The 26,909-nt window shown below is 72.5% G+C and carries 23 protein-coding genes; 16 read left to right on the top strand and 7 right to left on the bottom strand.

Annotation, left to right across the window (positions count from 1 at the left end; genetic code table 11):
• Window positions 1–53: 53 nt before the first annotated feature.
• From ACIRVK_RS10615 to ACIRVK_RS10570, 10 genes are all read left to right on the top strand, one after another.
• Window positions 54–1,034 (top strand): amino acid ABC transporter permease, encoded by a 981-nt coding sequence (locus ACIRVK_RS10615; RefSeq protein ID WP_404245273.1) that lies wholly within the window; start codon window positions 54–56, stop codon window positions 1,032–1,034.
• Window positions 1,031–1,828 (top strand): amino acid ABC transporter ATP-binding protein, encoded by a 798-nt coding sequence (locus ACIRVK_RS10610; protein ID WP_404245271.1) that lies wholly within the window; start codon window positions 1,031–1,033, stop codon window positions 1,826–1,828. The genes ACIRVK_RS10615 and ACIRVK_RS10610 overlap by 4 nt, the downstream gene beginning before the upstream one ends.
• 64 nt (window positions 1,829–1,892) lie before the next feature.
• Window positions 1,893–2,921 carry a transporter substrate-binding domain-containing protein gene (locus ACIRVK_RS10605; RefSeq protein WP_404245269.1) on the top strand — a complete coding sequence of 343 codons (1,029 nt, stop codon included), beginning with the start codon at window positions 1,893–1,895 and terminating at the stop codon, window positions 2,919–2,921.
• An 81-nt stretch (window positions 2,922–3,002) separates the two neighbouring features.
• Window positions 3,003–3,728, top strand: coding sequence for a GNAT family N-acetyltransferase (locus tag ACIRVK_RS10600; protein ID WP_404245267.1), 726 nt, complete (start codon window positions 3,003–3,005; stop codon window positions 3,726–3,728).
• Between the two features lie 27 nt (window positions 3,729–3,755).
• Window positions 3,756–3,875 carry a putative leader peptide gene (locus ACIRVK_RS10595; protein ID WP_404245265.1) on the top strand — a complete coding sequence of 40 codons (120 nt, stop codon included), beginning with the start codon at window positions 3,756–3,758 and terminating at the stop codon, window positions 3,873–3,875.
• 76 nt (window positions 3,876–3,951) lie between these two features.
• Window positions 3,952–5,166: an LLM class flavin-dependent oxidoreductase gene (locus ACIRVK_RS10590; protein ID WP_404245263.1), complete on the top strand. Its 1,215-nt coding sequence runs from the start codon at window positions 3,952–3,954 to the stop codon at window positions 5,164–5,166.
• 21 nt (window positions 5,167–5,187) lie between these two features.
• Window positions 5,188–6,561 carry an NtaA/DmoA family FMN-dependent monooxygenase gene (locus ACIRVK_RS10585; protein WP_404245261.1) on the top strand — a complete coding sequence of 458 codons (1,374 nt, stop codon included), beginning with the start codon at window positions 5,188–5,190 and terminating at the stop codon, window positions 6,559–6,561.
• A gap of 102 nt (window positions 6,562–6,663) precedes the next feature.
• Window positions 6,664–7,788: an LLM class flavin-dependent oxidoreductase gene (locus ACIRVK_RS10580; RefSeq protein WP_404245259.1), complete on the top strand. Its 1,125-nt coding sequence runs from the start codon at window positions 6,664–6,666 to the stop codon at window positions 7,786–7,788.
• A gap of 136 nt (window positions 7,789–7,924) precedes the next feature.
• Window positions 7,925–8,896 (top strand): cytochrome c oxidase assembly protein, encoded by a 972-nt coding sequence (locus ACIRVK_RS10575; RefSeq protein WP_404245257.1) that lies wholly within the window; start codon window positions 7,925–7,927, stop codon window positions 8,894–8,896.
• Window positions 8,842–9,105: a WYL domain-containing protein gene (locus ACIRVK_RS10570; protein ID WP_404245255.1), complete on the top strand. Its 264-nt coding sequence runs from the start codon at window positions 8,842–8,844 to the stop codon at window positions 9,103–9,105. The genes ACIRVK_RS10575 and ACIRVK_RS10570 overlap by 55 nt, the downstream gene beginning before the upstream one ends.
• Window positions 9,106–9,235: 130 nt before the next feature.
• On the opposite strand, the gene ACIRVK_RS10565 is transcribed toward ACIRVK_RS10570, so the two are convergent.
• Window positions 9,236–10,321, bottom strand: coding sequence for a M12 family metallopeptidase (locus ACIRVK_RS10565; RefSeq protein WP_404245253.1), 1,086 nt, complete (start codon window positions 10,319–10,321; stop codon window positions 9,236–9,238).
• 94 nt (window positions 10,322–10,415) lie between these two features.
• On the opposite strand from ACIRVK_RS10565, the gene ACIRVK_RS10560 reads away from it, so the two are divergent.
• Window positions 10,416–12,260 carry a LuxR C-terminal-related transcriptional regulator gene (locus tag ACIRVK_RS10560; RefSeq protein WP_404245251.1) on the top strand — a complete coding sequence of 615 codons (1,845 nt, stop codon included), beginning with the start codon at window positions 10,416–10,418 and terminating at the stop codon, window positions 12,258–12,260.
• A gap of 78 nt (window positions 12,261–12,338) precedes the next feature.
• On the opposite strand, the gene ACIRVK_RS10555 is transcribed toward ACIRVK_RS10560, so the two are convergent.
• Both ACIRVK_RS10555 and ACIRVK_RS10550 read right to left on the bottom strand, forming a co-directional pair.
• Window positions 12,339–13,454 carry a hypothetical protein gene (locus ACIRVK_RS10555; protein WP_404245248.1) on the bottom strand — a complete coding sequence of 372 codons (1,116 nt, stop codon included), beginning with the start codon at window positions 13,452–13,454 and terminating at the stop codon, window positions 12,339–12,341.
• Window positions 13,455–13,509: 55 nt separating this feature from the next.
• Window positions 13,510–16,074: a CHAT domain-containing protein gene (locus tag ACIRVK_RS10550; RefSeq protein ID WP_404245564.1), complete on the bottom strand. Its 2,565-nt coding sequence runs from the start codon at window positions 16,072–16,074 to the stop codon at window positions 13,510–13,512.
• A gap of 149 nt (window positions 16,075–16,223) precedes the next feature.
• Here ACIRVK_RS10550 and ACIRVK_RS10545 point away from each other — a divergent pair, with 149 nt between their 5' ends.
• Genes ACIRVK_RS10545 through ACIRVK_RS10535 form a run of 3 tightly spaced genes read left to right on the top strand, consistent with a single transcriptional unit; the run spans window position 16,224 to window position 18,799 of the window.
• A complete protein-coding gene (locus ACIRVK_RS10545; protein ID WP_404245246.1) occupies window positions 16,224–17,660 on the top strand; it encodes a S8/S53 family peptidase in 1,437 nt (478 codons plus the stop codon).
• 59 nt (window positions 17,661–17,719) lie between these two features.
• Window positions 17,720–18,295, top strand: a complete 576-nt coding sequence (locus tag ACIRVK_RS10540) for an RNA polymerase sigma factor (RefSeq protein WP_404245244.1) — start codon at window positions 17,720–17,722, stop codon at window positions 18,293–18,295.
• A gap of 3 nt (window positions 18,296–18,298) precedes the next feature.
• Entirely contained in the window at window positions 18,299–18,799 is a 501-nt protein-coding gene (locus ACIRVK_RS10535; RefSeq protein ID WP_404245242.1) for a hypothetical protein, read from the top strand.
• 116 nt (window positions 18,800–18,915) lie between these two features.
• Here the strand turns inward: ACIRVK_RS10535 and ACIRVK_RS10530 are convergent, their stop codons facing one another.
• Window positions 18,916–19,713, bottom strand: coding sequence for an N-formylglutamate amidohydrolase (locus ACIRVK_RS10530; RefSeq protein WP_404245240.1), 798 nt, complete (start codon window positions 19,711–19,713; stop codon window positions 18,916–18,918).
• A gap of 84 nt (window positions 19,714–19,797) precedes the next feature.
• On the opposite strand from ACIRVK_RS10530, the gene ACIRVK_RS10525 reads away from it, so the two are divergent.
• Complete coding sequence (locus ACIRVK_RS10525; RefSeq protein WP_404245238.1) at window positions 19,798–20,139, top strand: DUF5713 family protein; 342 nt, start codon at window positions 19,798–19,800, stop codon at window positions 20,137–20,139.
• A 63-nt stretch (window positions 20,140–20,202) separates the two neighbouring features.
• Here the strand turns inward: ACIRVK_RS10525 and ACIRVK_RS10520 are convergent, their stop codons facing one another.
• From ACIRVK_RS10520 to ACIRVK_RS10510, 3 genes are all read right to left on the bottom strand, one after another.
• Complete coding sequence (locus ACIRVK_RS10520; RefSeq protein WP_404245236.1) at window positions 20,203–22,422, bottom strand: NADP-dependent isocitrate dehydrogenase; 2,220 nt, start codon at window positions 22,420–22,422, stop codon at window positions 20,203–20,205.
• A gap of 157 nt (window positions 22,423–22,579) precedes the next feature.
• Window positions 22,580–23,674 (bottom strand): mechanosensitive ion channel family protein, encoded by a 1,095-nt coding sequence (locus ACIRVK_RS10515; protein ID WP_404245234.1) that lies wholly within the window; start codon window positions 23,672–23,674, stop codon window positions 22,580–22,582.
• A gap of 132 nt (window positions 23,675–23,806) precedes the next feature.
• Complete coding sequence (locus ACIRVK_RS10510) at window positions 23,807–24,787, bottom strand: YbhN family protein (RefSeq protein ID WP_404245232.1); 981 nt, start codon at window positions 24,785–24,787, stop codon at window positions 23,807–23,809.
• A 174-nt stretch (window positions 24,788–24,961) separates the two neighbouring features.
• Here ACIRVK_RS10510 and ACIRVK_RS10505 point away from each other — a divergent pair, with 174 nt between their 5' ends.
• Window positions 24,962–26,863 carry an ABC transporter ATP-binding protein gene (locus ACIRVK_RS10505; RefSeq protein ID WP_404245562.1) on the top strand — a complete coding sequence of 634 codons (1,902 nt, stop codon included), beginning with the start codon at window positions 24,962–24,964 and terminating at the stop codon, window positions 26,861–26,863.
• Window positions 26,864–26,909 lie beyond the last annotated feature (46 nt).

Raw genomic sequence — 26,909 nt, 5'->3', positions numbered from 1 at the left:
GCCGCCGCATGCCGCCGCGCCGTCCGGGGTGTCCGATCCAGCCGGAGCCCACCATGAGTGAACCCCCTGGCGCCACCGTCACGCTTCCCGGGACGGCCACCGCCGACAAGCCGTCAAAGCCCCTCGCCGCCCAGCGTGTTCTCCCGCTGCGGCGCCCCGGACGCTGGGTCGCCACCGCCGTCGTCCTGGTCCTGGTCGCCCAGTTCGTGCACGGGCTGGTGACCAACCCCTTCTACCAGTGGGACCGGTGGGCCTACTGGTTCCTGCGCCCCACCATCCTCGACGGCCTGCTGATCACCCTTCAGGTGACCGCCTACAGTGCGGTGCTGGGCCTGCTCGGCGGCATCCTGCTCGCCCTGGCCCGGCTGTCGAGGAGCCCCGTGCTGCGCGCGGTCAGCTGGACCTACGTCTGGGCGCTGCGCTCCATCCCGCTCATCGTGGTGCTGATCTTCCTCTACAACTTCAGCGCCCTGTACAAGACGGTGAGCCTCGGCGTCCCCTTCGGGCCGGCCTTCTTCTCCTTCGACGAGTCGAAACTCGCCACCGACATGGTCGTCGCCGTCATCGGCCTCAGCCTCAACGAGGCCGCCTACGCGGCCGAGGTGGTGCGCGGCGGCATCCTCTCCGTCGACCAGGGCCAGCACGAGGCGGCCGCGGCGCTGGGCCTGCCGAAGAGCTACCAGTTCCGGAGAATCGTCTTCCCGCAGGCGCTGCGCTCGATCATCCCGAACTACGTCAACCAGCTCATCGGCCTGATCAAGGGCACCTCGCTGGTCTTCTACGTCTCCCTGCTCGACCTGTTCGGCTCCGCGCAGACCATGGGCTCCACCTACCCCGGCGACATCGTGCCGCTGCTGCTGGTCGTCACCGTCTGGTACCTGATCCTGACCAGCGTCGTCTCCGTCATCCAGTTCTACGTCGAGCGGCACTACGCCCGCGGGGCCACCCGCAACCTGCCGCCGACGCCGCTGCAGAAGCTCCGCACCGGTCTCACCGGTCTGCGGGCCCGCATCCGCCGGGAGGCCGCCGTATGACCGCCAAGACGCTCGAGCCCCTGGCGGACGTCCAGGCCGCCACCGTCGAGGTGCACGACGTGCACAAGTGGTACGGCACCCACCGGGTGCTCGACGGCGTCGACCTGACCGTCCGCCCCGGCGAGGTCACCGTCGTCCTCGGCCCGTCCGGCTCCGGCAAGTCCACTCTGCTGCGGGTCATCAACCACCTGGAGAAGCCCGAGATCGGCTACGTCAGCATCAACGGCGAGCTGATCGGGGTGAAGCGGCAGGGCGACCGCCTCAAGGAGCTGAGCGAGCGGGCCATCCTCACCCAGCGCGGGCGGATCGGCTTCGTCTTCCAGAACTTCAACCTCTTCCCGCACCTGACGGTCCTGGACAACGTGGCCGCCGCCCCGGTCGCCACCGGCCGCCTCGGCCGGACCGAGGCGCAGGACCTCGCCCGCGAACTCCTCGACCGGGTCGGCCTCGCCGACAAGACCGCCGCCTACCCGCGCCAGCTCTCCGGCGGCCAGCAGCAGCGCGTCGCCATCGCCCGCGCCCTCGCCCTGCGCCCCGGCGTCATCCTCTTCGACGAGCCCACCTCCGCCCTCGACCCCGAACTGGTCGGCGAGGTCCTCGCCGTCATCAAGGACCTGGCGACCAGCGGCACCACCCTGGTCATCGTCACCCACGAGATCGGCTTCGCCCGCGAGATCGCCGACCGGGTCGTCTTCATCGACGGCGGCCGGATCGTCGAACAGGGGCCGCCCTCCGAGGTCCTCGACACCCCGCGGCACGAGCGCACCAGGGACTTCCTCAGCAAGGTCCTCTGACGGCCCGCCGCATCCCAGACCTCCCCCCACGCCACCCCTCTCTCATCACCGACAAGGAACGGCCATGTCTACCCACTTCACCCGACGCAGCCTGATACGCGGCATCACCGCGGCGACCGCCGTCGCCTCCCTGGCCACCGGGCTCGCCGCCTGCGGTGGCAACAGCGACGCGGCCACCTCCACCGACACCGCCGCCAAGACCGGCGAGGTCTCAATCGGCCAGGTCTCCAACGGCGCCGCCCAGCAGACCTCCGTCAAGGTCGCCGAGGTCAAGTCCATCAGCGCCGAACTTCCCGCCTCCCTCAAGAAGAGCGGCAAGCTGGAGATCGGCATCGGCGCCCTGCCGGCCGGCTTCCCGCCGCTGGCCTACGTGGGCAGCGACCAGAAGACCCTCACCGGCGCCGAGCCCGACTTCGGCCGCCTGGTCGCCACGGTCCTCGGCCTGAAGCCCGAGGTGAAGAACTCCACCTGGGAGAACCTCTTCGTCGGCATCGACAGCGGCAAGGTCGACGTGGCCTTCTCCAACGTCACCGACACCGAGGAGCGCAAGAAGAAGTACGAGTTCGCCTCCTACCGGCAGGACAACCTCGCCTTCACCGTGCCGAAGAAGAGCACCTGGAACTTCGACGGCAACTACGAGAACCTCGCCGGCAAGACCGTCTCCGTGGGTTCCGGCACCAACCAGGAGAAGATCCTCCTGGAGTGGAAGGCGAAGCTGGCCAAGGAGGGCAAGAAGCTCGACGTCAAGTACTTCCAGGACAGCAACAGCGTCTACCTGGCCCTGTCCAGCGGCAAGATCGACGCCTACTTCGGCCCCAACCCCGGTATCGCCTACCACAACCGCCAGGTCGCGAACACGCCCAACGCCACCCGCACCGCGGGTACCTACTCCGGCGCCGGCGCGAGTCTGCAGGGCCTGATCGCGGCCACCGCGAAGAAGGACAGCGGCCTCGCCAAGCCGCTCGCCGACGCCATCAACTACCTGATCAAGAACGGCCAGTACGCCGAGTGGCTCAAGGCGTACAACCTCTCCAACGAGGCCGTCGCCACGTCCGAGGTCAACCCGCCCGGCCTGCCCCTCGACAACTCCTGACCCGTGGTGCGCGGGGACCCGGCCGCCGGGCCCCCGCGCACCGGAGCCCCAGAGCACAGCCCCTCCCGGAGACCGCCACAGATGTCCGTCACCAGTGTCGAAGCCACCTCGTCCCACATCCTGGACAACCCCGCCTGGGCCGCCCTCACCGGCCCCCACGCGCACTTCGCGGAACGCGTCGGCAACGCCGTCCGCTACCAGCCCGACGTGGCCCCCTTCCACGCCGTCTCCGGCACCGACGACCGCCAGGACTGGGCCGACCTGGCGACCCTCGTCGGACCCGGCGGCACCGCCCCGGTGCGGGGCCTGACCGAGGCACCGGACGGCTGGGAGATCATCGGCACCGGACAGGGCGTCCAACTGGTGGACACCTCCCTGCGTGCCGAGCCCGACCCGGAGGCCGTGCGGCTGGGCCGCGCGGACGTGCCCGAGATCCTCGACCTCGTCGCCCGCACCGAGCCCGGACCCTATCTGCCCCGCACGGTCGAGTTGGGCACCTACCTCGGCATCCGCCACCGCGGCCGGCTGGTCGCCCTGGCCGGCGAGCGCCTCCATCCGCCGGGCTGGACCGAGATCAGCGCCGTGTGCACCGACCCCGGACATCGGGGCCGCGGCCTGGCCACCCGCCTGGTCCGCGCGGTCGCGGCCGGCATCAAGGAACGCGGCGAACGCCCCTTCCTGCACGCCCGCGCCGACAACACCGACGCGATCCGGCTGTACGAGTCGATCGGCTTCACCCTGCGCACCCGTACGGAGATCTCGCTCGTCCGGTACACCGGGGCCGCGGCGCTGGAAGAAACGGCATGACCGTGCCGTTGTCCTTGTCGAAGGGAAGTGGTCGGACCGTCCGGAACGGAGGTGCGGTACGTGACACGTGTACTCAGCGCCGTCCGCCTCCACTCCCGGCCCCACATCGACCTGCAGCGCGTGGCCGGCTCCCTCTGTAGCTCCTGACCCCGTTTCTCCAGCGCCGTGCGCCCCGACTCCCGCGGGCCGGCGATCTCGTACGGACCTCCAGGAAGGCACCCCAGTGTCCTCGACTCCCGTTTCTCCTCTGCACCTGGCCGTCGCGCTCGACGGCACCGGCTGGCATCCCGCCTCCTGGCGCGAGCAAGTCGCCCGCCCCCGTGACCTGTTCACCGCCGGCTACTGGGCCGGCCTGGTCGCCGAGGCCGAGCGCGGCCTGCTCGACTTCGTCACCTTCGAGGACGGCCTCGGTCTGCAGTCCTCGCTCTTCGGCGAGCCCGACGGCCGCACCGACCAGGTCCGCGGCCGCCTCGACGCCGTACTGACCGCGTCCCGCATCGCGCCCCTGACCCGGCACATCGGCCTGGTCCCGACGGTGATCGCCACCCACACCGAGCCCTTCCACATCTCCAAGGCGATCGCCACCCTGGACTACGTCAGCACCGGCCGCGCGGGCCTGCGGGTGCAGATCTCCGCCCGGCCGCACGAGGCCGACCACTTCGGCCGCCGCACCTTCCCGCCGATCGACCTGGGCGAACTGCAGAGCCCGGCCGGGCAGGACCGGCTGACCGAACTCTTCGACGAGGCCGCCGACCACGTCGAGGTCGTGCGCCGCCTCTGGGACAGCTGGGAGGACGACGCGGAGATCCGGGACGTCGCCACCGGCCGTTTCATCGACCGCGACAAGCTGCACTACATCGACTTCGAGGGCAGGCACTTCAGCGTCAAGGGCCCCTCCATCACGCCGCGTCCGCCGCAGGGCCAGCCGCTGGTGACCTCCCTCGCCCACCAGACCGTCCCCTACCGGCTGGTGGCCCGCCAGGCCGACGTCGGCTACGTCACCCCGCAGGACGCAGGGCATGCCCGAGCGATCGTCGCCGAGATCCGCGCCGAGCAGGAGGCGGCCGGACGCGCCGGTGAACCCCTCCATGTCTTCGGCGACCTGGTGGTGTTCCTGGACGACGAGCAAGCCGCGGCCGAGGACCGCCGAGCACGCCTCGAAGCCCTCGCGGGGGAGCCCTACACCAGCGACGCACGCATCTTCGCCGGTACGCCCGCCCAACTCGCCGACATCCTCCAGGAGTTCGCGGCGGAAGGGCTGAGCGGCTTCCGGCTGCGGCCCGCCGTCGCCGGACACGACCTCCCGGCGATCACCCGGGGCCTGGTCCCCGAACTCCAGCGCCGGGGCGCCTTCCGCACCGCCTACGAGGCCGACACCCTGCGCGGCCTGCTGGGCCTCGCCCGCCCCGCCAACCGCTACGCCGCAGCGACCGCCTGAGCCGGAAGGACCCGCACCGACATGACCAGCAAGCCGCTGAAGCAGATCCATCTGGCCGCGCACTTCCCGGGCGTCAACAACACCACCGTGTGGAGCGACCCGAAGGCCGGCAGCCACATCGAGTTCGACTCCTTCGCGCACTTCGCGCGGACCGCGGAACGCGCCAGGTTCGACTTCCTGTTCCTCGCCGAGGGCCTGCGCCTGCGCGAACAGGGCGGGAAGATATACGACCTGGACGTGGTCGGCCGCCCCGACACCTTCACGATCCTCGCCGCGCTCGCCGCCGTCACCGAGCACCTCGGCCTGACCGGCACCATCAACTCCACCTTCAACGAGCCCTACGAGGTGGCCCGCCAGTTCGCCAGCCTCGACCACCTCTCCGGCGGCCGCTCCGCCTGGAACGTCGTCACCTCATGGGACGCCTTCACCGGCGAGAACTTCCGTCGCGGCGGCTTCCTCCCGCAGGAGGAGCGCTACTCCCGCGCCAAGGAGTTCCTGGCCACCACCAACGAGCTCTTCGACTCCTGGCACGGCGACGAGATCATCGCCGACCAGGCCTCCGGCGTCTTCCTGCGCGACGCGAAGGCCGGCTCCTTCGTCCACACCGGCCGGCACTTCGACATCCACGGCCAGTTCAACGTCCCGCGCTCCCCGCAGGGCCGCCCGGTCGTCTTCCAGGCCGGCGACTCCGAGGAGGGGCGTGAGTTCGCCGCCTCCTCCGCCGACGCCATCTTCAGCCGGTACGCCACTCTCACGGAGGGGCAGGCCTTCTACACGGACGTCAAGAACCGCCTCGCCAAGTACGGCCGCCGCCATGACCAGTTGCTGATCCTGCCCGCCGCCTCCTTCGCGCTCGCCGACACCGACGCCGAGGCGGAGGACCTGGCCAGGGAGGTGCGCCGACAGCAGGTCAGCGGCGCCACCGCCATCAGGCACCTGGAGTTCGTCTGGAACCGGGACCTGTCCGCCTACGATCCGGAGGGGCCGCTGCCCGACATCGACCCGGACGTCAGCGACAACCACATCTCCAAGGGCCGCGCCCAGGTCCGGATGTACCGCGACCCGCTGGCCACCGCCCGCGAGTGGCGCGAACTGGCCGCGGCGAACAACTGGTCCATCCGTGACCTGGTCATCAACACCGGCAACCGGCAGACCTTCGTCGGCTCCCCGACGACCATCGCCAGGACCATCAACGACTACGTCCAGGCCGACGTCAGCGACGGTTTCATCCTCGTCCCGCACATCACCCCCGGCGGCCTCGACGACTTCGCCGACAAGGTCGTCCCGCTGCTGCAGGAACAGGGCGTCCTCCGCACCGAGTACGAGGGCCCGACCCTGCGCCACCACCTGGGTCTGGAGCACCCGGACGCGGCCGACGACCGGGTGGCCTCGTGAAGTTCCTCGAACCCTTCCAGCCGGCGGTCGTCCCGACCCTGCGCAAGGACATCCCCGACCCGCCCTTCGACTGGGCGCCCGTCCTGCCGAAGGAGGCGGCCCATGTCTGACATCCCCCTCGGCGTCCTCGACCTCGTCCCGGTCTCCTCCGGCTCGACGGCCGCCGACGCCCTGCGCAACTCCATCGACCTGGCCCGGCACGCCGAGCGGCTCGGCTACGCCCGCTACTGGTTCGCCGAGCACCACCTCAACCCGGGCGTCGCCGGTACGTCCCCCGCGGTCGTCCTGGCCCTCACCGCCTCGGTCACGTCCACGATCCGCCTGGGCTCCGGCGCCGTACAGCTCGGCCACCGCACCGCTCTGTCCACGGTCGAGGAGTTCGGCCTGCTGGACGCCCTGCACCCGGGCCGCTTCGACCTGGGCCTGGGCCGCTCCGGCGGCCGTCCGCCGGGCGAGAAACCGGCCGGCGTGACGGCCACCCCGGTCATCGACGGCCGTGCGCCGGGCGGCCTGCTCATCCCGCCCCCCTTCTCCTTCGCCCGCCTCCTCGGCTCCCCGCGCATCGCCCTGCAGCGCAGGCTGCTCCTCCTGCCGGGCGCCGAGTCCCCGGACTACGCCGAGCAGATCGACGACATCCTCGCCCTGCTGGCGGGCACCTACCGCTCCCCGGAGGGCGTCGAGGCGCACGTCGTGCCGGGGGAGGGGGCCGAGGTCGAGCTGTGGATCCTCGGCAGCAGCGGCGGCGAGAGCGCCCAGGTCGCGGGCGCGCGGGGCCTGCGGTTCGCCGCCAACTACCACGTCAGCCCGGCCACGGTCCTGGAGGCCGTGGACGGCTACCGCTCCGCCTTCCAGCCCTCCGACGTCCTCGACAAGCCCTACGTCACCGTCTCCGCCGACGTCGTGGTCGCCGAGGACGACGCCACCGCCCGCGAACTCGCCGCCGGCTACGGCCCGTGGGTGCGCAGCATCCGAACCGCCGAGGGCGCCATCCCCTACCCCACACCGGAGGAGGCCCGCGCCCACGCCTGGAGCGAGGAGGACCGGGAGCTGGTGCAGGACAGGATCGACACCCAGTTCGTCGGCTCACCGGGCCGGGTCGCCGACCGGCTGGAACAGCTCCAGGAGGCCACCGGCGCCGACGAACTGCTCATCACGACGATCACCCACGACCACGCGGACCGGGTGCACTCGTACGAGTTGCTGGCACGGGAGTGGAGCCGGCGCTGACGGTGGGGCTTCGGTAAGGGTTCGGCAAGAGGTCGGTATGACGGCCGGGCGCCCACCGGCCGCCGTCCGCCCGGCCCTCCCGCACGGCGTAGAGTCCCTGGCCGGGTCTGGTCGGACGCCGTGAAGGGAGTGCGCGATGTCGAGCCCGCCGGAGCTCACCGTGGGACGGATGCTGTCCACATGGCAACCGGACGTGCCCGCCCTGCTGCTCGTCGTCCTGCTCGGCGGCCTGTACGGCTGGGGCGTGCTGCGGTTTGCGCGCCGGGGCGAGCGCTGGCCGCTGCCGCGCGTCGCCGCCTTCGTGGTGCTCGGCCTCGGCACGCTCGTCGTGGCCACGATGTCGGCCCTCGCGGTGTACGACCACGTGCTGTTCTGGCCGGCGGCGGTGCAGAACATCCTCCTGGACCTGGTCGCCCCGCTCGGCCTCGCGCTCGGCGACCCGCTGCGCCTGGCCGCCGACGCCCTGCCCGAGCAGGCCGCCGCCCGCCTGCGGCGCGCCATGACCGGGCGGGTGGTGCGCCTGCTCACCTTCCCCCTGGTCAGCACGGCCCTCGTGCTGGTCACCGAACTCACGGTGTACTTCACGCCGTACTTCGAGACCGCCCTGCGCGACGACTGGCTGCACCAGCTGATGTACCTCCACCTGCTGCTCGCCGGCAGCCTGTTCGTGGTGCCGGTGCTCACCCGGGAGGAGACGCTGCCCGCGTGGTGCACGCACCCCGTGCGAGCGGCGCTGGTCTTCCTCGACGGGATCGTCGACGCCGTACCGGGCATCGTGGTGATGACCCACGGCACCCTCATCGCCGGCGCCTGGTACCTGCACCACGCCCCGGCCTGGTCTCCCGACGTGCAGCAGGACCAGCAGGTCGGCGGCGGCGCGATGATCAGCATCGCCGAGCTGGTGGCGCTGCCCTTCCTGCTCGCGATCCTCGTCCAGTGGTTCCGCACGGAACGCGCCGAGACGGTGGCACTGGACCGCCGCCTGGCCACGGAACTGATCCCGGCGGCGCCCACGGAGTCGGCCGACCCGTCGCCGGACCTCGTACGGCCCTGGTGGGAGACCGAGAACAGCGCGGTCGCCGAACGCATCCGCCAACAACGCCCCTGACCCGCACGATCCTCGGTGACGACGCGTCCGGCGCACGGGCGACCCCCGAGGCCCCGGGCCGGCACCGCCTCACCCTCCACTTCGACTCGCCGACGGCCGCCTGCCGCCGCCTCCTGCCCTTCGGCCCGGACGCCGAGGTGCTGGAACCGGCGTCCGTCCGAACGCGGTTGGCCGAGACGGCCCGTGCCACGGCGGCCCGCTACGGATGACCGACGGTGACGCCACCCACAACGATGTGGGGCGGAGGCACATCTCCCTCCCCCGAAGGTGATGTGCCTCCACCCTTCCCCCGGCGCCGGACTGTGGTCCAGCTCACCGCGTGGCGCGGGTCCTGTGCCGTCACCAGCACATGACCGCTGTCTCCCCCGGACCCCACGCGGAGTACAGACGTACCCGGACGTAGTAGCGGCGGCCCTTGACGAGCCGGGCCCTGAACGTGGCGTTGTGCGGCTGCCCGCCGTCGTCCCGGCCGGCGAGGTAGCGGGGCTCCCCGTCCCGCTCCTCGAAGGCCACCAGGACGGTGTCGCTCGCCCCGAAGGTCCCCACGGTGTACTCGCGGGTCTCCGGCGGATCGAAGGTGAAGTCGGCCTGCTCGCCCGGCCCGAGCCCCAGCGGCACGGAACGGAAGGGCTCCAGGACCGGGAGCCGCGCCGCACCGGCCGGCAGGTACCAGCGCAGGGCGAACTCCTTGTCGGCCGGCGACAGCGTGCCCGGCGGGTGGAGCCCCCCGCGCAACTGCTCCGGTTCCAGGATCAGCCCCGCGGGGATGGGATACTCCATGATCGACTGCGGGTCCCAGACGGAGCCGTTGGCCTCGTCCGGGTCCAGCTTGCGCAGGATGTTGACGTACGTCGTGTCCCGGCCCCAGAAGTTCGGCGGGCCCGCGAGGTCGGTGTACACGGCCTCGTCGTCCCAGTGGATGCCCGCGAACGGACTCTGGTGCTCGTGCTGCATGCCGAGCGCGTGCCCGATCTCGTGCAGGGCCGTCGCGCGCTCCCCGGGCGCCGTGAGGTCCCACCCGAAGTTCATCGTGCGCTCGTGCTGACCGGCCCGCAGCGCGTCCCGCCCCACCGCCGACCAGGAGCCGTCACCGGTTTGGAAGCCGATCCGCAGTTCGGCCTCCGAGCGGTCGCCGACCTCGACGAAGGTGATGCCGATACCGAGGCCCGCCCACTCCCGGAAGCACTCGCGCACCACGTCCCGCTGCTCGGAGGCGCCGACCCAGGACACCCGCCGCACCGCCCCCGTGCCGGGCACCGGGATGACCGAGGCGTCGCCGTCACCGTCGAAGAAGCAGTAGTGCAGGACCGTGCCGTTGACCCACATCCGGCTGCCGGAGACGAGCGCACCGAGCCGCTCCGCGGTCAGCCCCGGGGTGAAGGCGGGGGCCGACTGCGGCGCGAGGCTGCAGTAGCGTCCGGTCATGCGAACAGACTGCCGTGCGCGGGGGCACGGCGCCTGAGTCGGGGTCTACTCAAGTCCCCCTGTATCAGAACTGAGTACGCGCACTCATACTCCCGTGACGACCTTCGAACGCGACGCGAAGACCCTGGAACTGCCCTGGCGGTTCACCGGGCGTGCGGACGAACTCGAGCTGGTCCGCCGCGCCCTGACCGGCGGCCATCTCGGGATCGTGGTCACGGGCCCGGTGGGCTCAGGCAAGACCCGGCTGGTCACCGAGGCCGTGCGGGGCACCGACCGGGCCCGCGCCGCCGGGACGCCCGAGGCCCGGCACATCCCCTTCGCCGCGTTCGCGCACCTGCTGCCCGAGGGGGTCTCCCTGCACCGGGCGGTCCACCTTCTGTCCGCGGTGCGGCTGTTGCTCGTCGACGACGCCCACCTCCTCGACGACGCCTCGGCGGCCCTGGTCCACCAGCTCGCCGTGCACGGCCGCACCCGCCTGGTCGTCGTCGCCACGGACGACGCCCCCTGTCCCGGCGCGGTCTCCCGCCTGTGGACCGGTGAACTGCTGCCCCGCCTCGCCCTGGAACCGCTGCCCCGGGCGGACGCCGAACAACTCCTCGCGGCCGGTCTCGGCGGCCCCCTGGAACCGCTCACCCACAACCGCCTGCTCCATCTCTGCCGGGGTGACCTGCGCCTGCTCCGCGATCTGGTCGACACGCTGCGCGAACGCGGACTGCTCACCCGCGGCCAGGACACCGGCGACTCCTGGTCGTGGCGCGGCCCGCTCCCGACGACGGCGACCGTCCGCGACCGCGCCGCCCAGGTGCTCGAGCGCCCGCACCGCGAGGAGCGGACGGCCCTCGAACGCCTGGCGTTCGCCGAGCCGTTGCCGCTCGCCATCGACGAACTCGACCTTCGCGTCCTGGAGGCGCTGGAGGCCGAGGACCTGGTCCGCGTCGACGACGACGGTGCCGTCCGCCTCGCCCGTCCGCTGCACGGGCCGGTGCTGCGGGCCGCCGCCGGACGGCTGCGGGCACGCCGCCTGACCCGCACCGCTGACCAGTGCGGTGCGGCCCTCGCCGCGGAGACGGCGGCGCTGAACGAGCGGATCGAACAGAACGACGTACGCGCGTTGCCGGCACCCGTGGGGGAGTGGCTCGCCCAGGAGGGCGCGCCGGTGCCGGCCGGCCATGCGGCCGTACGCGCGCGGTTCTCGCGGCTTCGGGGGGAGCTGCGGGAGGCGGCGGCCTGGGCGAGGGAGGGGCTGCGGGACGCGCCGGGGGACGCGACCTGCGGAGCCGAACTCGCCCTGGCCGCCGCGCAGTCGGGGGACACGGCGGTCGCCGAGGAGGCCATGGCGGGCCGTCTTGGCCCCGGCCCCGCGGGCGTGGCGGCGTGGCTGGCGGTGGCCCGGGGCGACGTGGAAGCAGCGGTGCTGGAGGCGTTCGGCGAGCAGGACACCTACGCCCTCTACGACGCCGTACGCCTCGGCGCGCCCGAGAAGGTGGCCGGCCGCCTCCCCTCCCAGGGGGTGTTCGCCCTGCACGCCGAGGCGCTCGCCCGGGCGGACGGTCCGGCGCTGGACCTGGCGGCCGAGGCCCTGGAGGAGCGCGGCTTCCTGCTGTTCGCCGCGGAGGCGCGGGCGCAGGCCGCGGGGGCCCACCGCGATCCGCACGCCGCGCGCACCTCACGCACGCGTGCCGTCGCGCTGGCCCGCCGCTGCCAGGGCGCCCGCACCCCGGCCCTGTCGGGTCTGGTCCTCGGCGAACTCACCGCCCGCCAGCGCCAGATCGTCACCCTGGCCGCCGCGGGCCTGAGCAACCGCCAGATCGCGGAACGCCTCACGCTCTCCGTCCGGACGGTCGGCAACCACCTCTACGGCGCCTACGCCCGCCTCGGCGCGAGCGACCGGGCGTCCCTGCCCTGGGTCACCGATCTGCCCGCCACCTGGCCGGCCTGACCGGCACCCCCATGAACCGGCGGTCTGACCCCCAGATTCGGGGGAGGGGTCAGGCCGCCCCCTCATGCCTCCGCCCCCTTATGCCTCCGGCTGCCCCTCCTCCGGCTCCTCGTCGTCGTCCTCATCCTCCTCATCATCATCGTTGGCGGCGTAGGGATGCACATGGCGGTCGTCGTCGAACGGGATGAACCAGTCGCCGACGCCCAGGCCGTCCGCGGCCGGCTCGTGGAGCCAGTCGTGGTCGATGTCCTCGAAGACGGTGTCGGTGAACGCCTCCAGCGCCGCGCCGACCTCCTCGGTCAGCAGCCCGTACAGGTCGGCCGTCACCTCCGCCTGCCCCACCAGGAACCGCATCAGCAGCTCCTCGGCGACACAGCTCAGCTCGCCGAAGCCCGGCCGGGTCAGCCGGCCGGTCAGGGTGATCGCCGTGACGATCAGGCGGCGGGCGAACAACACCGTGTACTGGAGGGCGAAGCGGCGGGGCAGGTCGTCGAGGATCATGAACGGCGCGTCGCTCTCGGCGACCGTCGGGCCGTCCTCCTCCAGTCCCGCCAGGTCCGTGAACAGCTCGTCGACGAGGAGGTCGATTGCGTACACGAGCGCACCCGCCGCCACCTCCGCCGCCTCCCGGCTCACGCTCGGCTCGTCCTCCGCCTCGGGCTTCGACCAGCCGAACGACTCCAGCGGAAACGCCCGCAGGGTCGGTGCGAGCGACCGCAGCCTCTCGCGCATCGCCTCCACCTCGGCCTCGTCGAGCCGGGACGGCGGGGCGGCCGGCTCGTGGGCCGCGAGCCGTCGCGCGCGCTCCGCCGGGTCCGCGGGCGGTGCGTCCGGGCCGTCGGCCGCGTCGAGGCTCTCCTGGAGGAGATCGGGATGCAGGTCCACCTCGCAGCGGGTGATCTCCCAGCCGGCCAGCAACTCGCTGCGCTCCAGCAACTCCGAGACGACCTCCCGCGCCGCGTCCTCGGCGAACTCCAGGGCCGGCGCGTCCACGAAGAGTTTCAGCAGGGCCCCTTCGGGATGCACGGCGATGACGTCGTCCGTCAGATCGACCTCCATGCCGTCGGGTCCCTCGATGGCCTCGATCGAGTCGAGACCCTTGCGCAGGAGGAAGACGACGCCCTCGCGTTGCAGCGCGTCGAGTTCCGGAGTGCCCTGGGCGAGTTGCACGTCCACAGAAACCGCGTATGTCACACGATCATGGTGCCCGAGCAGCCCTGGCTCCGACAGGGGAATGCCACCTGTACCCTCAGGCCGCCCCGAAAGCCGTGAACGCCCACCCCGTCGCCTGGTGCAGCGCGTCGCCCGGCAGCGCGGCCCGCGCGTCGCGCAGCGCCTCCGCCAGGGACAGACCGGAGCTGAGCCCCTTGTGCAGCGCCAGCATCAACGGCACCACCGCGTGGTCGTTGACGGGCGCGCTGCTCGCCACCACCCCCGCCGTGCCCAGCGGCAGCAGCGCGGTGACCAGACCGAGGAGTTCGTCCGCGCCGACCGAGGCGAGCCGGGCGGTGTCGCAGCTGGAGAGGATGATCCGGTACGGGCTGCGGTCCAGGCGTTCGAAATCGTGGACGATGAGTGGACCGTCCGCCATCCGCAGCGAGGAGAACAGCGGGCTGTCGGCACGGAAGGTGCCGTGCGCGGCGATGTGCGCCAGCGTGGCGCCGTCGATCTCCTCGAGCACGCGCGGCACGCGCGCGTCCTCGTGCTCCAGCAGCGTCGGTCTGCCGTACCGGTCGGCGAGTTCGGGCACCTCCGCGCCACCGGTCGCGAGCCCCGGCCCCCGTACCAGCACGTGCCCTCCGCCGCGCGGCGGCTCGGTCTCCCGGGCCCGTAGCCAGCTGCCGGCCGACGGCGACACGCTCAGCACCCGGTCCCGCAGCGCCGGCAGCAGCGCCCACGGCACGCTGTGCAGCCGGCCCGGCGGTACGACCACGACCGGGCCGGAGCCCAGGTGCGCGGCGGCCGGCCCGAGCAGCAGCTCCTGCAGCCGGCGCCCCATCGCCTCCACCAGCGGGAGCCGCGCCTCGGCGCCGGGGTGGGCCAGCCGCCGCAGCCCCGCCTGTACGTGCTCGGCCTCCACCTCGGCGTCCGCGAGCAGCCCCGCCTCGAACCGCCGTACCCGCCCGTCCGCGCACAGCAGCACCTGCACCCGCCCGTCCAGCACGGCGAGCTCCACCAGCCGCACCTCGCCCAGCCGCGCCAGCAGCCGGCCCGCGTCGAAGCGGTCCTCGTCGCCCGGCCGGTCGCCGCGCATGTGCAGGGTCCGCGAGCGGATCTCCCGTTCCAGGCGCCGCTGTTCCCGCTCCAGGGCCGGGATCGGGCGCCCGTCGCTGCGGGCCTCCTCCGCGCGGGCGGCGATGTCCCGGAAAGCGGTCAGATGACCCAGCAGCTCCGGGTCGGCCGGCGGGCGGGTCGGCGGCGTGGACAGGACCGTGGCCCGCCAGCGCTCGCTCCACACCAGCAGTCGACGAGGCGCTCCGGACTCCAGGCTCACCTGCTGGGCGAGCGCGGCCAGCTCCGCGCCCTGCGCCGTGGCGCGGGCCCGCAGCTCCGAGGCGCCCAGCGTCATCCGGTGGTCGTCGAGCACGTCGAGGCCGCGCCGGCAGGCCTCCAGGACACCCCGGCCCGAGCCCGCGAGCCGGGCCCGCAGCGCCTGCGCCGCCCAGCCGGTCATCCGCGCCAGCGGCGGACCGCCGTGCCGGCTGCGCGCGGCGACGGCCAGATGCCGTTCGGCGTCCGCGGTCCAGCCGAGGCCCAGCGCGATCCGCCCGGCGAGCAGCGAGGCCTCCGGCGCGGCCGGCGCGCCGAAGGAGGCGAGCCGCTCGGCGACCGCGGCGGCGTCGGCGACCAGGCGCCCCGAGCCGCGCCCGGCGGCCAGCCGCGCCTCGATCAGCACCAGCCGGGCGTGCGTCTCCCACCAGGGCCGCCGCTGCCCAGCGAACAGCCGCACCGCCACCGCCGCGCGCGCGATGGCGGTGTGCGCGTCGTCCGCGAGCCGGGCCGCGCGGGCCGCCACCAGCAGCAGCTCCGCCTTGCGCGTGGACTGGCCGCCGATGCCGTCGAGCACCGCGATCGCCGCGTCCGCCTCGGCCAGCGCCTCCGGTGCGAGACCGGCCGCCATCAGGACCTCGCAGCGCCGGATGTAGAGCATGAAGGACGGCGTGCCGAGCTTGGCGTACTGCTCCTCCGCGTCGTCCAGCAGCCGCAGCGCCACCGGGATGTCGCCCTGCCGGAAGGCCGCGAGCCCCCGGCTCTCCACGAGGTCCGCCTTGTCGTGCTCCTGGCCGGTGCGGTCCCACAGCCCCTCGGCCGCGGTGAAGTCGGCGTCGGCCCGTTCCACCGCGCCCAGCGCCAGATGCACCGTCGCCCGCAGGGTCAGCGCCCGCGCCGTCCAGATGACGTCGTCCACCTGCCGCAGCACGGGGATCGCCCGCCGTACGTCCTCCAGCGCCTCCCGGTGCCGGCCCAGCACCCACGAGGCGTAGGCCCGCCGGAACAGCACGCGCGCGCGGGTGTGCCCGGTGCTGACGGCGACACCCCGCTCCAGCGCCGCCAGGCCCTGCCGGGTGCGCCCCGCGTGGATCAGCGCGACGCCGAGCGCGGCCAGCACGTCCGCCTCCCGGTCGGGCGCCTGCGCGCGCGCCGCCAGATCGCGTGCGCGGCGCAGATGGTGCAGCGCGATCCGCAGATCGCCCCAGTCCCGCTGCCAGATGCCGATCACCTGGTGCGCCACGGAGGCGCTCCACGGTGACGCATCGGACTCCAGTACGCTCTTTGCCCGCGCCACCGCCTCGTTCGGCGCGGCGAACACCATCGGCAGCAGTTCGAGAACCGAATCGCTTCCCGCTGTCACTCCACGGATGGTAGTTGCCCCGGTGGCGCCCGACACCCGTTTGGCGCTGTATCAATCAACGGCCCGGCGACTCTGACTCACGACAGTCGCCTCAAGGGGGAGGACACGCCATGGCACCTCAGCGATTCCACGAGCAGTTCGACCAGATCCAGCGCTCCATGCCCGAGGTCCCCCTGGCGATGGGGCCCGACGACGCGGCGGAGTTCCTGTACGAGAAGGGTGTCGTCCTCGCCCGGGACGGCGAGGAGGCCCGTCTCGTCGAGGACACCGTGCGCACACACTTCACCGAGGCCACCGGCCTCACTCCCGACCACGTGCGCCGGGCGAGCCCGGAGACCAACCGCTCGGGCGTCACCCGCATCCAGGTCGGCGACCCCGGCCACGGCGACCGGCGGGGCGACCGGGCCGTCGCCCACGCCCTGCGCTCCCTGCGCGAGCACGAGATCCGTGCCGGACGCCGGCTGGTCAGCCGCAACCACGTGGTGTCGATCGCGGTCAACTCCTGCCCCGGCGACGAGCCCGTGCCCGCCCTGCTCACCCAGGGCACCAACCCGGCCCCCTCACAGCTCCCGTACGACGCCGACACCGCCGTCGGCGTCCTCGTCATCGACAACGGCCTCACCCACGACCACGCCCTGGTCCCGCTGCTCGCCCACGTCCAGGGCGACCTGCACGGCACCGAGACCGACGCCGACGGCAACCTCCTGCAGTACGTCGGCCACGGCACGTTCATCGCGGGTCTCCTCGCGGCCGTCGCGCCCAACACGGACGTCACCGTGCGCAGCACCCTCAACGACGCCGGCGCCGTCCTGGAGTCCGAGTTCGGGCAGCGGCTGTTCGACGCGGTCGACGAGAACGGCTGGCCCGACGTCATCAGTCTGTCCGCCGGCACCTCCAACGGCCGCACGGACGGCCTGTTCGGCGTGGAGAGCTTCATGCAGGAGCTGCGCGGGCAGCGCACCCTGCTGGTCGCCGCCGCCGGCAACAACTCCAGCGCCACCCCCTTCTGGCCCGCCGCCTACGCCTCCCTGCCCGACTACCAGGACTCCGTGCTCTCCGTGGGCGCCCTGCGCGGCGACGGCGAGTTCGGCGCATGCTTCACCAACCACGGTTCCTGGGTCGGCGCGTACGCCCCCGGCGAGCGCCTCACCAGCACCCTGACCGGCTTCGACGCCCCCGTGCCGTACGTCTACCAGCACACCACGTACGACGCCTGCCGCTACGGCTTCACGTACGCGTGCACCTGCCAGTACCCGCGCCACACCGGCGTACTGAGCGACACCGGCACGCCCGGCTCCGGCAAGGCCGACCAGGTCATGTTCGAGGGGTACGCGCACTGGAGCGGCACCTCGTTCGCCACCCCGGTGGCCGCCGGTCTGGTCGCCGCCTACATGACCGCCGACAAGGAGAGCGACCCGCGCGCCGCCCGCACCCAATTGCTGGCCGCGAACACCACGTACGCGGAAGTGCGCGGGGCGCAGGTGCCGGCGCTGCTCCCGGCGGGCTGGCGCCCGTCGCCGGTCACGCTGCTGGCCCCGCCCGCATGAGGTGCGGAACCTCCCCCTCCACGGCGTACGATGACAGGCCGTACACGAGGAGTGGGGCCGTGGACCGAACAGAAGTCGGCGTGCAGGTCCAGGCCGCCGTCGACGGGGACGCGGCGGCCTGGAAGGCGCTCGTGGAGGGGCTGAGCCCCCTGGTGTGGTCCGTCGTGCGCTCGCACCGGCTCTCCGACGCCGACGCGCACGAGGTGTACCAGACCGTCTGGTTCCGCTTCGCCCAGCACCTGGGGCGCATCCGCGAACCCGACAAGGCCGGGTCCTGGCTGGCCAGCACCGCGCGGCACGAGTGCCTGAAGGTGCTCAAGAGCCTGCGCCGGCTCACTCCGACGGACGATCCCCAGCTGCTCGACCGGATCAGCGAGGACCGTACGCCCGAGCAGTCGTTCCTGGACCTGGAGGAGGCCGCCGCCGAGACGGAGCGCATCCGGCGGGTGTGGCAGGAGTTCGAGGAACTGGGCGAGCGGTGCAGGCAGTTGCTGCGCGTCCTGATCGCCTCGCCGCCGCCCAGCTACCAGGAGGTGTCCGCGGCGCTCGGTATCGCCGTGGGCAGCATCGGACCGCTGCGCCAGCGCTGTCTGCGTCGCCTGCGGGCGCGACTCGAAGCACGGGGGACGGTGTAAGGAATGAGCGACGTGAACGGCGAACACCCTTTCGGCGACGACGAACACGACGGTGACATCGACGCCGGCGACCTGGACCTCGACCTGATGGAGGAGGAACTCCGCCAGGGGGCGGCGATCCTCGACCCGCTCCCGGCCGAGTTGCGGCAGATCGCCGTAGCGGCCTTCGCCCTGCACGACCTCGATGCCCGTATCGCCGAGCTGACCTTCGACTCGGTGGTCGACGCCATCCCGGTCCGGGGCGCCGTGGACGTGCCGCGCATGCTGACCTTCCACGCGGGCGGAGTGACCGTCGACGTGGAACTGAGCGCGCACGGCCTGATGGGACAGGTACTGCCGCCCCAGACGGCCCGCATCGAGGTGCTCAGGGGCCCACAGACGGCCGCACCGCTGACCACCGACGACCTGGGCCGCTTCACCTACGCCGACCCCCCGACCGGCCCGTTCGCCCTCCGCCTGAGCACCGACGAGGGAGTCCTGGTCACAGACTGGCTGACGGCCTGAGCCCCGAAGGCCTCGCGGCTCGTGGATCGGTACGGGCTGGGTCCCGGCTCATGTGGCTGACGGCTCAGGTGTGACGCGGTGGTGATCGTCAGCGTGCGCGGGTGACGACCTGCCCGTCAGGATGACAGGGCGTCAACGAGGGCTGCCAGCGCCGAGGCCAGGCCGGCGAGGCCGGGGCCCGGGAGGCCGCCGGGTTCGGTCATGTAGGTGTCCCGCCGGATCTCCACCATCAGTGCGCCGACCCGGGCGTCCTTCCCGTAGAAGTCCAGCGGCACGTACGTTCCGCTGAAGGGGCTGTTCACCCCGGTCTCCCCGCACGACGCGAACGCCTCCCGCGCCGCCGCCAGCAGCTTGGGCGGCGTGTGGAAGGGGTCCGTGCCGAGGCAGACCGGTGGTCGGGGGCCCTCGCCGTGCAGTTCGTACGGCAGTGCGGCGCTCGGGTAGGAGTGGACGTCGACGACGACGGCCCGCCCCGTCGCCGCCAGCCGGCCGGCCACCGCCTCCGTCATGGCCCGCGCGTACGGCCGAAACCAGCGGTCCACGAGCGGCCCGGGGTCGGTGTCCTCGCCGCGCAGCGGCTCGCGGTGCGTGGTCCGCGTGTACACGGCGCCCATCCCGACCGCCAGCATCTCCTCGCGCTCGTCCGGGAAGCGCTCGGGATCGACGACCAGCCGCGAGAGCCGGTTGACGAACCGCCAGGGTGTGCGGACCGCCAACCGTGCCGCCCCGTCCGCCAGTTCCGCCGTGTGCGCGTCGGTGATGTGGTCCAGCTCCCGCTCCAGCGCCCTGTCGTCGAGCAGGATGCCCGCGCGCACCTCGGCCGGTATCTCCCGCGCCGAGTGCGGCACATGGAGGAGGACAGGGGAGTCCGCGGCGCCGGGGAGCAGGTCGAAGGAGGCGGCGGGGTCGGGCACGGGCTGCTCCGGGGGGCGTTGTCAGTGGGGCGTGGCAGCATCAAAGGTGCCACATCGAAGAGCACCGACTCGGGGGAGCAACCCATGCCCGTACGCAACGAGAAGGCCGCGGCCCGTTCGTTCCTTGAGGTCCTGTACGAGGACGACTACTTCCCGGACCACGTCCTGGACAAGGGCAGGGCGATCCTGGTCGCCCTCTGCGAGCGCGTCGAGGCGAAGCGGCCCGCCGACCTGGCCGCGCTGTACGCCCTGACGCAGGCGGCGACGGAGGAGTTCAACGCGCTGGAGGCCGAGTTCGAGGCGGCGGGCAGCGAGATCGAGACGGTGGCCCGGGAGGAGATAGGCGGCGACTTCTGGTTCATCGCCCAGGCCTACGGATTCCACGACGCGGACGTCGAGAAGCTGATCGCCACCCGCGCGTGGTGACGGCTCCGCCCCGGCGGGCTGCTGCCTGCCGGGGCGGAGAATCCGAGCTGTAGGGGCGGGACGTCAGCTCAGCGAGGCCAGCGCCTCGTTCCAGGTGGCCGACGGACGCATGACCGCGGCGGCCTTCGCCGGGTCCGGCTGGTAGTAGCCGCCGATGTCGGCCGGGCTGCCCTGCACCGCGTTCAGCTCGTCGACGATCTTCTGCTCGGCCGCGGCGAGCGTCTCGGCGAGCGGCTGGAAGGCCTTCGCCAGCTCGGCGTCGTCGGTCTGCCGCGCCAGCTCCTGCGCCCAGTACAGGGACAGGTAGAAGTGGCTGCCGCGGTTGTCGATGCCACCGACGCGCCGGGTCGGGGACTTGTCCTCGTTGAGGAAGGTGGCCGTGGCCCGGTCGAGGGTGTCGGCCAGCACCTTGGCGCGGGCGTTGCCGGTGGCCGTGGCGTACTGCTCGAGGGAGGGCACCAGGGCGAAGAACTCACCGAGCGAGTCCCAGCGCAGGTAGTTCTCCTTGACCAGCTGCTGGACGTGCTTGGGCGCGGAACCGCCGGCACCCGTCTCGAACAGGCCGCCGCCCGCCATCAGCGGGACGACCGACAGCATCTTGGCGCTGGTGCCCAGCTCCAGGATGGGGAAGAGGTCGGTCAGGTAGTCGCGCAGCACGTTGCCGGTGACGGAGATGGTGTCCTCGCCGCGGCGGATGCGCTCCACCGACAGCTTGGTGGCCTCGACGGGGGCGAGGATGCGGATGTCCAGGCCCTCGGTGTCGTGCTCCGGCAGGTAGGCGTTGACCTTGGCGATCAGGTTGGCGTCGTGCGCGCGGGTCTCGTCCAGCCAGAAGACGGCCGGGTCGCCGGTGGCGCGGGCGCGGGTGACGGCCAGCTTCACCCAGTCCTTGATCGGGGCGTCCTTGGTCTGGCAGGCGCGGAAGATGTCGCCCTCGGCGACCGGCTGCTCGATCAGGGCGTTGCCGGCCTGGTCGACGACACGGACGGTGCCGGCCGCCTTGATCTCGAAGGTCTTGTCGTGGGAGCCGTACTCCTCGGCCTTCTGCGCCATCAGGCCCACGTTCGGGACCGAGCCCATGGTGGACGGGTCGTAGGCGCCGTTGGCGCGGCAGTCCTCGATCACGGCCTGGTAGACACCGGCGTACGACGAGTCCGGCAGGACCGCGAGGGTGTCGGCCTCCTGGCCGTCCGGGCCCCACATGTGGCCGGAGGTGCGGATCATGGCCGGCATCGAGGCGTCGACGATGACGTCGGAGGGGACGTGCAGGTTGGTGATGCCCTTGTCGGAGTCGACCATCGCCAGGGCCGGGCCCTCGGCGAGCTCCGCCTCGAAGGACGCCTTGATCGCGTCGCCCTCGGGCAGGGCGTCCAGGCCCTTGAGGATGCCGCCCAGGCCGTCGTTCGGGGACAGACCGGCGGCCGCGAGGGCGGCGCCGTACTGCTCGAAGGTCTTCGGGAAGAACGCGCGCACCACGTGGCCGAAGATGATCGGGTCGGAGACCTTCATCATGGTGGCCTTCAGGTGGACCGAGAACAGCACGTCCTCGGCCTTGGCGCGGGCGATCTGCGCGGTGAGGAACTCGCGCAGCGCGGCCACGTGCAGCACGGAGGCGTCGACGACCTCGCCCTCCAGGACGGGTACCGACTCGCGCAGCACGGTGGTGGTGCCGTCCTCGGCGACCAGCTCGATCCTCAGCGAGCCGGCCTCGGAGACGACGACGGACTTCTCGGTGGAGCGGAAGTCGTTCTCGCCCATGGTCGCCACGTTGGTCTTGGAGTCGGCCGACCAGGCGCCCATGCGGTGCGGGTGGGTCTTGGCGTAGTTCTTCACCGAGGCGGGGGCGCGGCGGTCGGAGTTGCCCTCCCGCAGGACCGGGTTCACGGCGGAGCCCTTGACCTTGTCGTAGCGGGCCTGGATCTCCCGCTCCTCGTCGGTCTTCGGGTCGTCCGGGTAGTTCGGCAGCGCGTAGCCCTGCGCCTGCAGCTCCGCGACGGCGGCCTTGAGCTGCGGGATGGACGCCGAGATGTTCGGCAGCTTGATGATGTTGGCCTCGGGCGTCTTGGCCAGTTCGCCCAGCTCATGGAGGGCGTCCGGGATCCGCTGGTCCTCGGTGAGGTACTCCGGGAACACGGCGATGATGCGCCCGGCCAGCGAGATGTCCCGCGTCTCCACGGAGACACCCGCCTGCGAGGCGTACGCCTGGACCACCGGCAGGAAGGAATACGTCGCCAGGGCCGGGGCCTCGTCAGTGTGCGTATAGATGATGGTCGAGTCAGTCACCGGGTGCTCCGCTCCACGTCTGCAACATTGCTCGACATCAAGATATCTCGTGATCGGGGCCGGCTCGACAGGGGTCCGTGCCTGTGACGCGGCGCACGCGTCCCGCCGGCCCCGGCGACGCACCGCAACGCATGGCGACCGGGCGACGCTCCGGCCGTCAGTCGAGGTGGCCCGCGTTCGCGTCGCCCACCTCGTGCGGGCCGCGCTGCTGGGGGATCGACACCGGGCCCTGCTGCAGTGCCACGGTCCGGGTGGGCGCCGGGATGCGGATGCCCTCCTCGCGGTAGCGCCGGTGCAGCGCCTTGATGAACTCGTGCTTGATCCGGAACTGGTCGCTGAACTCACCGACGCCGAGGATCACGGTGAAACCGATCCGGGAGTCGCCGAAGGTGTGGAACCGGATGGCCGGTTCGTGGTCCGGGACGGCGCCCGCCGTCCCCTTCATCACCTCGGCGACGACCTCCGCCGTCACGCGCTCGACGTGCTCCAAGTCGCTGTCGTAGGCCACGCCCACCTGCACCAGGACGGTCAGCTGCTGCTCGGGACGCATGAAGTTGGTCATGTTCGACTTGGCGAGCTGACCGTTGGGAATGACGACCAGGTTGTTGGAGAGCGCGCGGACGGTCGTCTGCCGCCAGTTGATGTCCTCGACGTAGCCCTCCTCACCGCTGCTCAGCCGGATGTAGTCGCCGGGCTGGACGGTCCTGGACGCGAGGATGTGGAGGCCGGCGAAGAGGTTGGCGAGCGTGTCCTGCAGGGCCAGCGCCACCGCCAGACCGCCGACGCCCAGGGCGGTGAGCATCGGGGCGATCGATATGCCCAGGGTCTGCAGCACCACCAGGAAACCGATCGCCAGGACCAGCACCCGGGTGATGTTCACGAAGATCGTGGCCGACCCGGCCACCCCGGACCGCGACTGCGTGACCGCCCGCACCAGACCGGCGACGACCCGGGCCGCCGTGACGGTCACGACGAAGATGAGGACGACCGTCAGTGACTGGTTCACGTGCTTCTGGACGGTCCTCGTCAGCGGAAGCACCCCGCCCGCGGACGCCGCGCCGCCCAGGAACGCCGCCCACGGCACCACCGTGCGCAGCGCGTCCACGATCACGTCGTCGCCTCTCCAGCGGGTGCGGTCGGCGTGCCGTCCCAGCCACCGCAGCAGCATGCGCAGCAGGAACGCCGCCAACAGGCCCGCCGCCAGGGCGATCGAGGCGATGACCAGGTCGTCCACGGTGAGCGCTCGGTGCACCGGCTACCTCCAGGTTCGGGATGTGCAACCGCTCATCCTGCCCTACCTCGCACAGGAGTTCGTCCGGGCACCGGCCGAAACGGCACGGATCCGGTCAGTTCCGCGGCAGGCCGGTGCCGAGTTGAGCGGCCCTCAGATCACCTTCAGCCGCACCAGCGCCCCCAGGGTCAGCGCCCCCGGCACCAGCGGCAGCCACACCGTGATGATCCGGTAGGCCAGCACCACCGCCGTCGCCACGGACGCCGGAGCGCCCGCCGCGACCAGCGCCACGATCAGCGCCGCCTCCACCGAGCCGAGGCCGCCCGGCGTCGGCACCAGGGCCACGGCGACGGTCGCCGCGAGATAGGCCACCGCCATCCGCACCGGCGACACCGGCAGCCCCAGGGACAGCCCGACCAGGACCAGCCCCGCCGCCTGCAACGCGGGGAAGGCGAGCGAGCCGCCCCACAGCGCGAGGGCGCGGCACGGGCGGGCGTGCACCGAACGCAGTTCGCCGAGCGCCGTGCGCAGGAAGGTCACGAGGGCCGAGCGCAGGCGTCGTACCAGGGCGAGGGCCGCCACGGCGGTGAGCGCCGCCGCACCGGTCGCCAGCAGCACGGGAGTGGCCGAGCCGTGCGGCACCAGATCGCCGAAGCGCAGCGCGCCGGGGAACGCGACGAGCAGGACGACCAGCAGACCCACCCGGGTGACCGACTCGGCCAGCAGATACAGGGCCAGCGCGGCCGAGGAACGGGCCAGCGGGATGCCGCACACCGTCATGAAGCGCAGGTTGACCGCCCCCGCGCCGAGGCCGGTGGGCAGCAGGTGGTTGGCCGAGCCCGCCGCGAACTGGGTCGCGAGCAGCCGCCGCCGGGGCAGCCGGTCGACGACCGCGCCCTGCCGGGTGAACGCGGCCGCCACCCAGGTCAGACAGGTGGCGCCGACCGCGGCCAGCAGCCACGGCCACCGGGCCGAGCGCAGTTGGCCGATGCCCTCGACGAGCACGTCCCGGTGCTGCACGGCGACGACGGTGACCAGCAGGAGCGGAACCAGGCACAGGATCTGGCGCACCGGGACGCGACGGGGGAGTCGTCCGGGCGGAAGGGAGCCTTGGGGGAGTTGAACCGCAGTCACATCCGAAGAGCGTTTCCGCACCGCGCCAACTGGGGGTTGCGGGAGTGCGGCGGGCGGCTTACGGACGGGGAGCGGCTGGGGAGGCGGGGCCATGGGGTCCTTCGGGGGAGGGGACGGTGCCACGGGAGTGTTGACCTCAACAACGCTCGAGGTTCTAGGTTCTCTCCCATGAGCATGGAGACCACAGCGTGGACACAGCTGCACAGTGTCATGACCGCCCAGCAGGAACGGCGCCCCGTGGCGCGCGCCACGCTGCGCCGCATCGGCGCGTTCGCCCGCCCGCACCGCGCCCGTATCGCGCAGTTCGTGCTCCTCGGGGTGGTGACCGCCCTGCTCGCCGTGGCGACCCCCGTGCTCGCCGGACATGTCGTCGACGCGATCGTGTCGCGGGGTGACCGCGGCACCGTCGTCCGGCTGGCCCTGCTCATCGCGCTGATCGCGATCGCCGAGGCGGCGCTGGGCATCCTCGGGCGCAGACTCTCGGCGACGCTCGGGGAGGGACTCATCCTCGATCTGCGCACGGCTGTGTTCGATCATGTGCAGCGGATGCCGGTCGCGTTCTTCACACGCACTCGTACGGGAGCGCTGGTCTCCCGTCTCAACAACGACGTCATCGGCGCCCAGCGCGCCTTCAGCAACACCCTGTCCGGAGTGGTCAGCAACTTCGTCACGCTGGTGCTCACGCTCGCCGTCATGGTCACCCTGTCCTGGCAGATCACCCTGCTCGCGCTGGTCCTGCTCCCGTTGTTCGTCGTCCCCGCCCGGCGCATGGGCAGCCGGATGGCCCGCATGCAGCGGGAGGCGGCGACGCTCAACGCCGCGATGGGCACCCGCATGACCGAGCGCTTCTCGGCGCCGGGCGCCACGCTCGTCAAGCTGTTCGGGCGCCCGGACGAGGAGTCGGCGGAGTTCGCGGCGCGCGCCCGCCGCGTCGCGGACATCGGTGTGCGCACGGCCACCGCCCAGTCGGTGTTCCTGACCGCGCTGACCCTGGTCTCCTCCCTTGCCCTCGCCCTGGTCTACGGCCTCGGCGGCTGGTTCGCGCTGCGCGGCAGCCTGGAGCCGGGCGCCGTCGTCTCCCTGGCCCTCCTGCTGACCCGGATGTACGCCCCGCTCACCGCGCTCGCCGGTGCCCGCGTCGAGGTGATGAGCGCCCTGGTCAGCTTCGAGCGCGTCTTCGAGGTGCTCGACCTGGAGCCGCTGATCGAGGAGAAACCGGACGCGCGAGAGGTGCCCGAGGGGCCGGTCGCCGTGGAGTTCGACGACGTCCGCTTCGGCTACCCCTCCGCCGACAAGGTCTCCCTCGCCTCCCTGGAGGAGGTCGCCGCCCTCGACACCCGCGGCGGCGCCGAGGTCCTGCACGGCATCTCCTTCCGCGCCGAACCCGGGCAGACCGTCGCCCTCGTCGGCTCGTCCGGTGCCGGCAAGTCGACCGTCGCCCAGCTGCTGCCGCGCCTGTACGACGTCGACGAGGGAGCCGTCCGCGTCGGCGGGGTGGACGTCCGGGACCTGACCGCCCGCTCCCTGCGCGCCACCCTCGGCATGGTCACCCAGGACGGCCACCTCTTCCACGACACCGTCCGCGCCAACCTCCTGCTGGCCCGCCCCGAGGCGACCGAGCCCGACCTGTGGGACGCCCTGCGCCGCTCCCGCCTCGACGACCTGATCCGCTCCCTGCCCGACGGCCTCGACACCGTCGTCGGCGAACGCGGCTACCGTCTCTCCGGCGGCGAGCGCCAGCGCATGACCATCGCCCGCCTCCTGCTGGCCCGCCAGCGGGTCGTCATCCTCGACGAGGCCACCGCCCACCTGGACAACACCTCCGAGGCCGCCGTCCAGGAGGCGCTGACCGAGGCGCTGGAGGGCCGGACCGCGGTCGTCATCGCCCACCGGCTGTCCACCGTGCGCTCGGCGGACCTGATCCTGGTGGTGGAGAACGGCCTGATCGTGGAACGCGGCACGCACGAGGAACTGCTCGCGGCGGGCGGACGGTACGCGGAGTTGTACCGCACGCAGTTCGAGGAGCGCGCGGTGGAGATCACGAACACCGCTCCGGCCGGGGAGGCGGTGGCCTAGACGGTGTGTAGGTGCCGGTCGTGGGCCCGGGCCTCGCTCGCACGTT

This window comes from Streptomyces sp. NPDC101152 (genome assembly GCF_044768275.1).
Taxonomy (GTDB): Bacteria; Actinomycetota; Actinomycetes; order Streptomycetales; family Streptomycetaceae; genus Streptomyces.
The sequence above is the reverse complement of the archived record's forward strand: the minus strand, read 5'-3'. Positions and strand labels throughout refer to the sequence as shown.

Coding starts and splice junctions, on each gene's coding strand:
- ACIRVK_RS10615 (WP_404245273.1), top strand. CDS start 54: ATGAGTGAACCCCCTGGCGCCACCGTCACGCTTCCCGGGACGGCCACC.
- ACIRVK_RS10610 (WP_404245271.1), top strand. CDS start 1,031: ATGACCGCCAAGACGCTCGAGCCCCTGGCGGACGTCCAGGCCGCCACC.
- ACIRVK_RS10605 (WP_404245269.1), top strand. CDS start 1,893: ATGTCTACCCACTTCACCCGACGCAGCCTGATACGCGGCATCACCGCG.
- ACIRVK_RS10600 (WP_404245267.1), top strand. CDS start 3,003: ATGTCCGTCACCAGTGTCGAAGCCACCTCGTCCCACATCCTGGACAAC.
- ACIRVK_RS10585 (WP_404245261.1), top strand. CDS start 5,188: ATGACCAGCAAGCCGCTGAAGCAGATCCATCTGGCCGCGCACTTCCCG.
- ACIRVK_RS10580 (WP_404245259.1), top strand. CDS start 6,664: ATGTCTGACATCCCCCTCGGCGTCCTCGACCTCGTCCCGGTCTCCTCC.
- ACIRVK_RS10575 (WP_404245257.1), top strand. CDS start 7,925: ATGTCGAGCCCGCCGGAGCTCACCGTGGGACGGATGCTGTCCACATGG.
- ACIRVK_RS10565 (WP_404245253.1), bottom strand. CDS start 10,321: ATGACCGGACGCTACTGCAGCCTCGCGCCGCAGTCGGCCCCCGCCTTC.
- ACIRVK_RS10550 (WP_404245564.1), bottom strand. CDS start 16,074: ATGGTGTTCGCCGCGCCGAACGAGGCGGTGGCGCGGGCAAAGAGCGTA.
- ACIRVK_RS10545 (WP_404245246.1), top strand. CDS start 16,224: ATGGCACCTCAGCGATTCCACGAGCAGTTCGACCAGATCCAGCGCTCC.
- ACIRVK_RS10535 (WP_404245242.1), top strand. CDS start 18,299: ATGAGCGACGTGAACGGCGAACACCCTTTCGGCGACGACGAACACGAC.
- ACIRVK_RS10525 (WP_404245238.1), top strand. CDS start 19,798: ATGCCCGTACGCAACGAGAAGGCCGCGGCCCGTTCGTTCCTTGAGGTC.
- ACIRVK_RS10505 (WP_404245562.1), top strand. CDS start 24,962: ATGGAGACCACAGCGTGGACACAGCTGCACAGTGTCATGACCGCCCAG.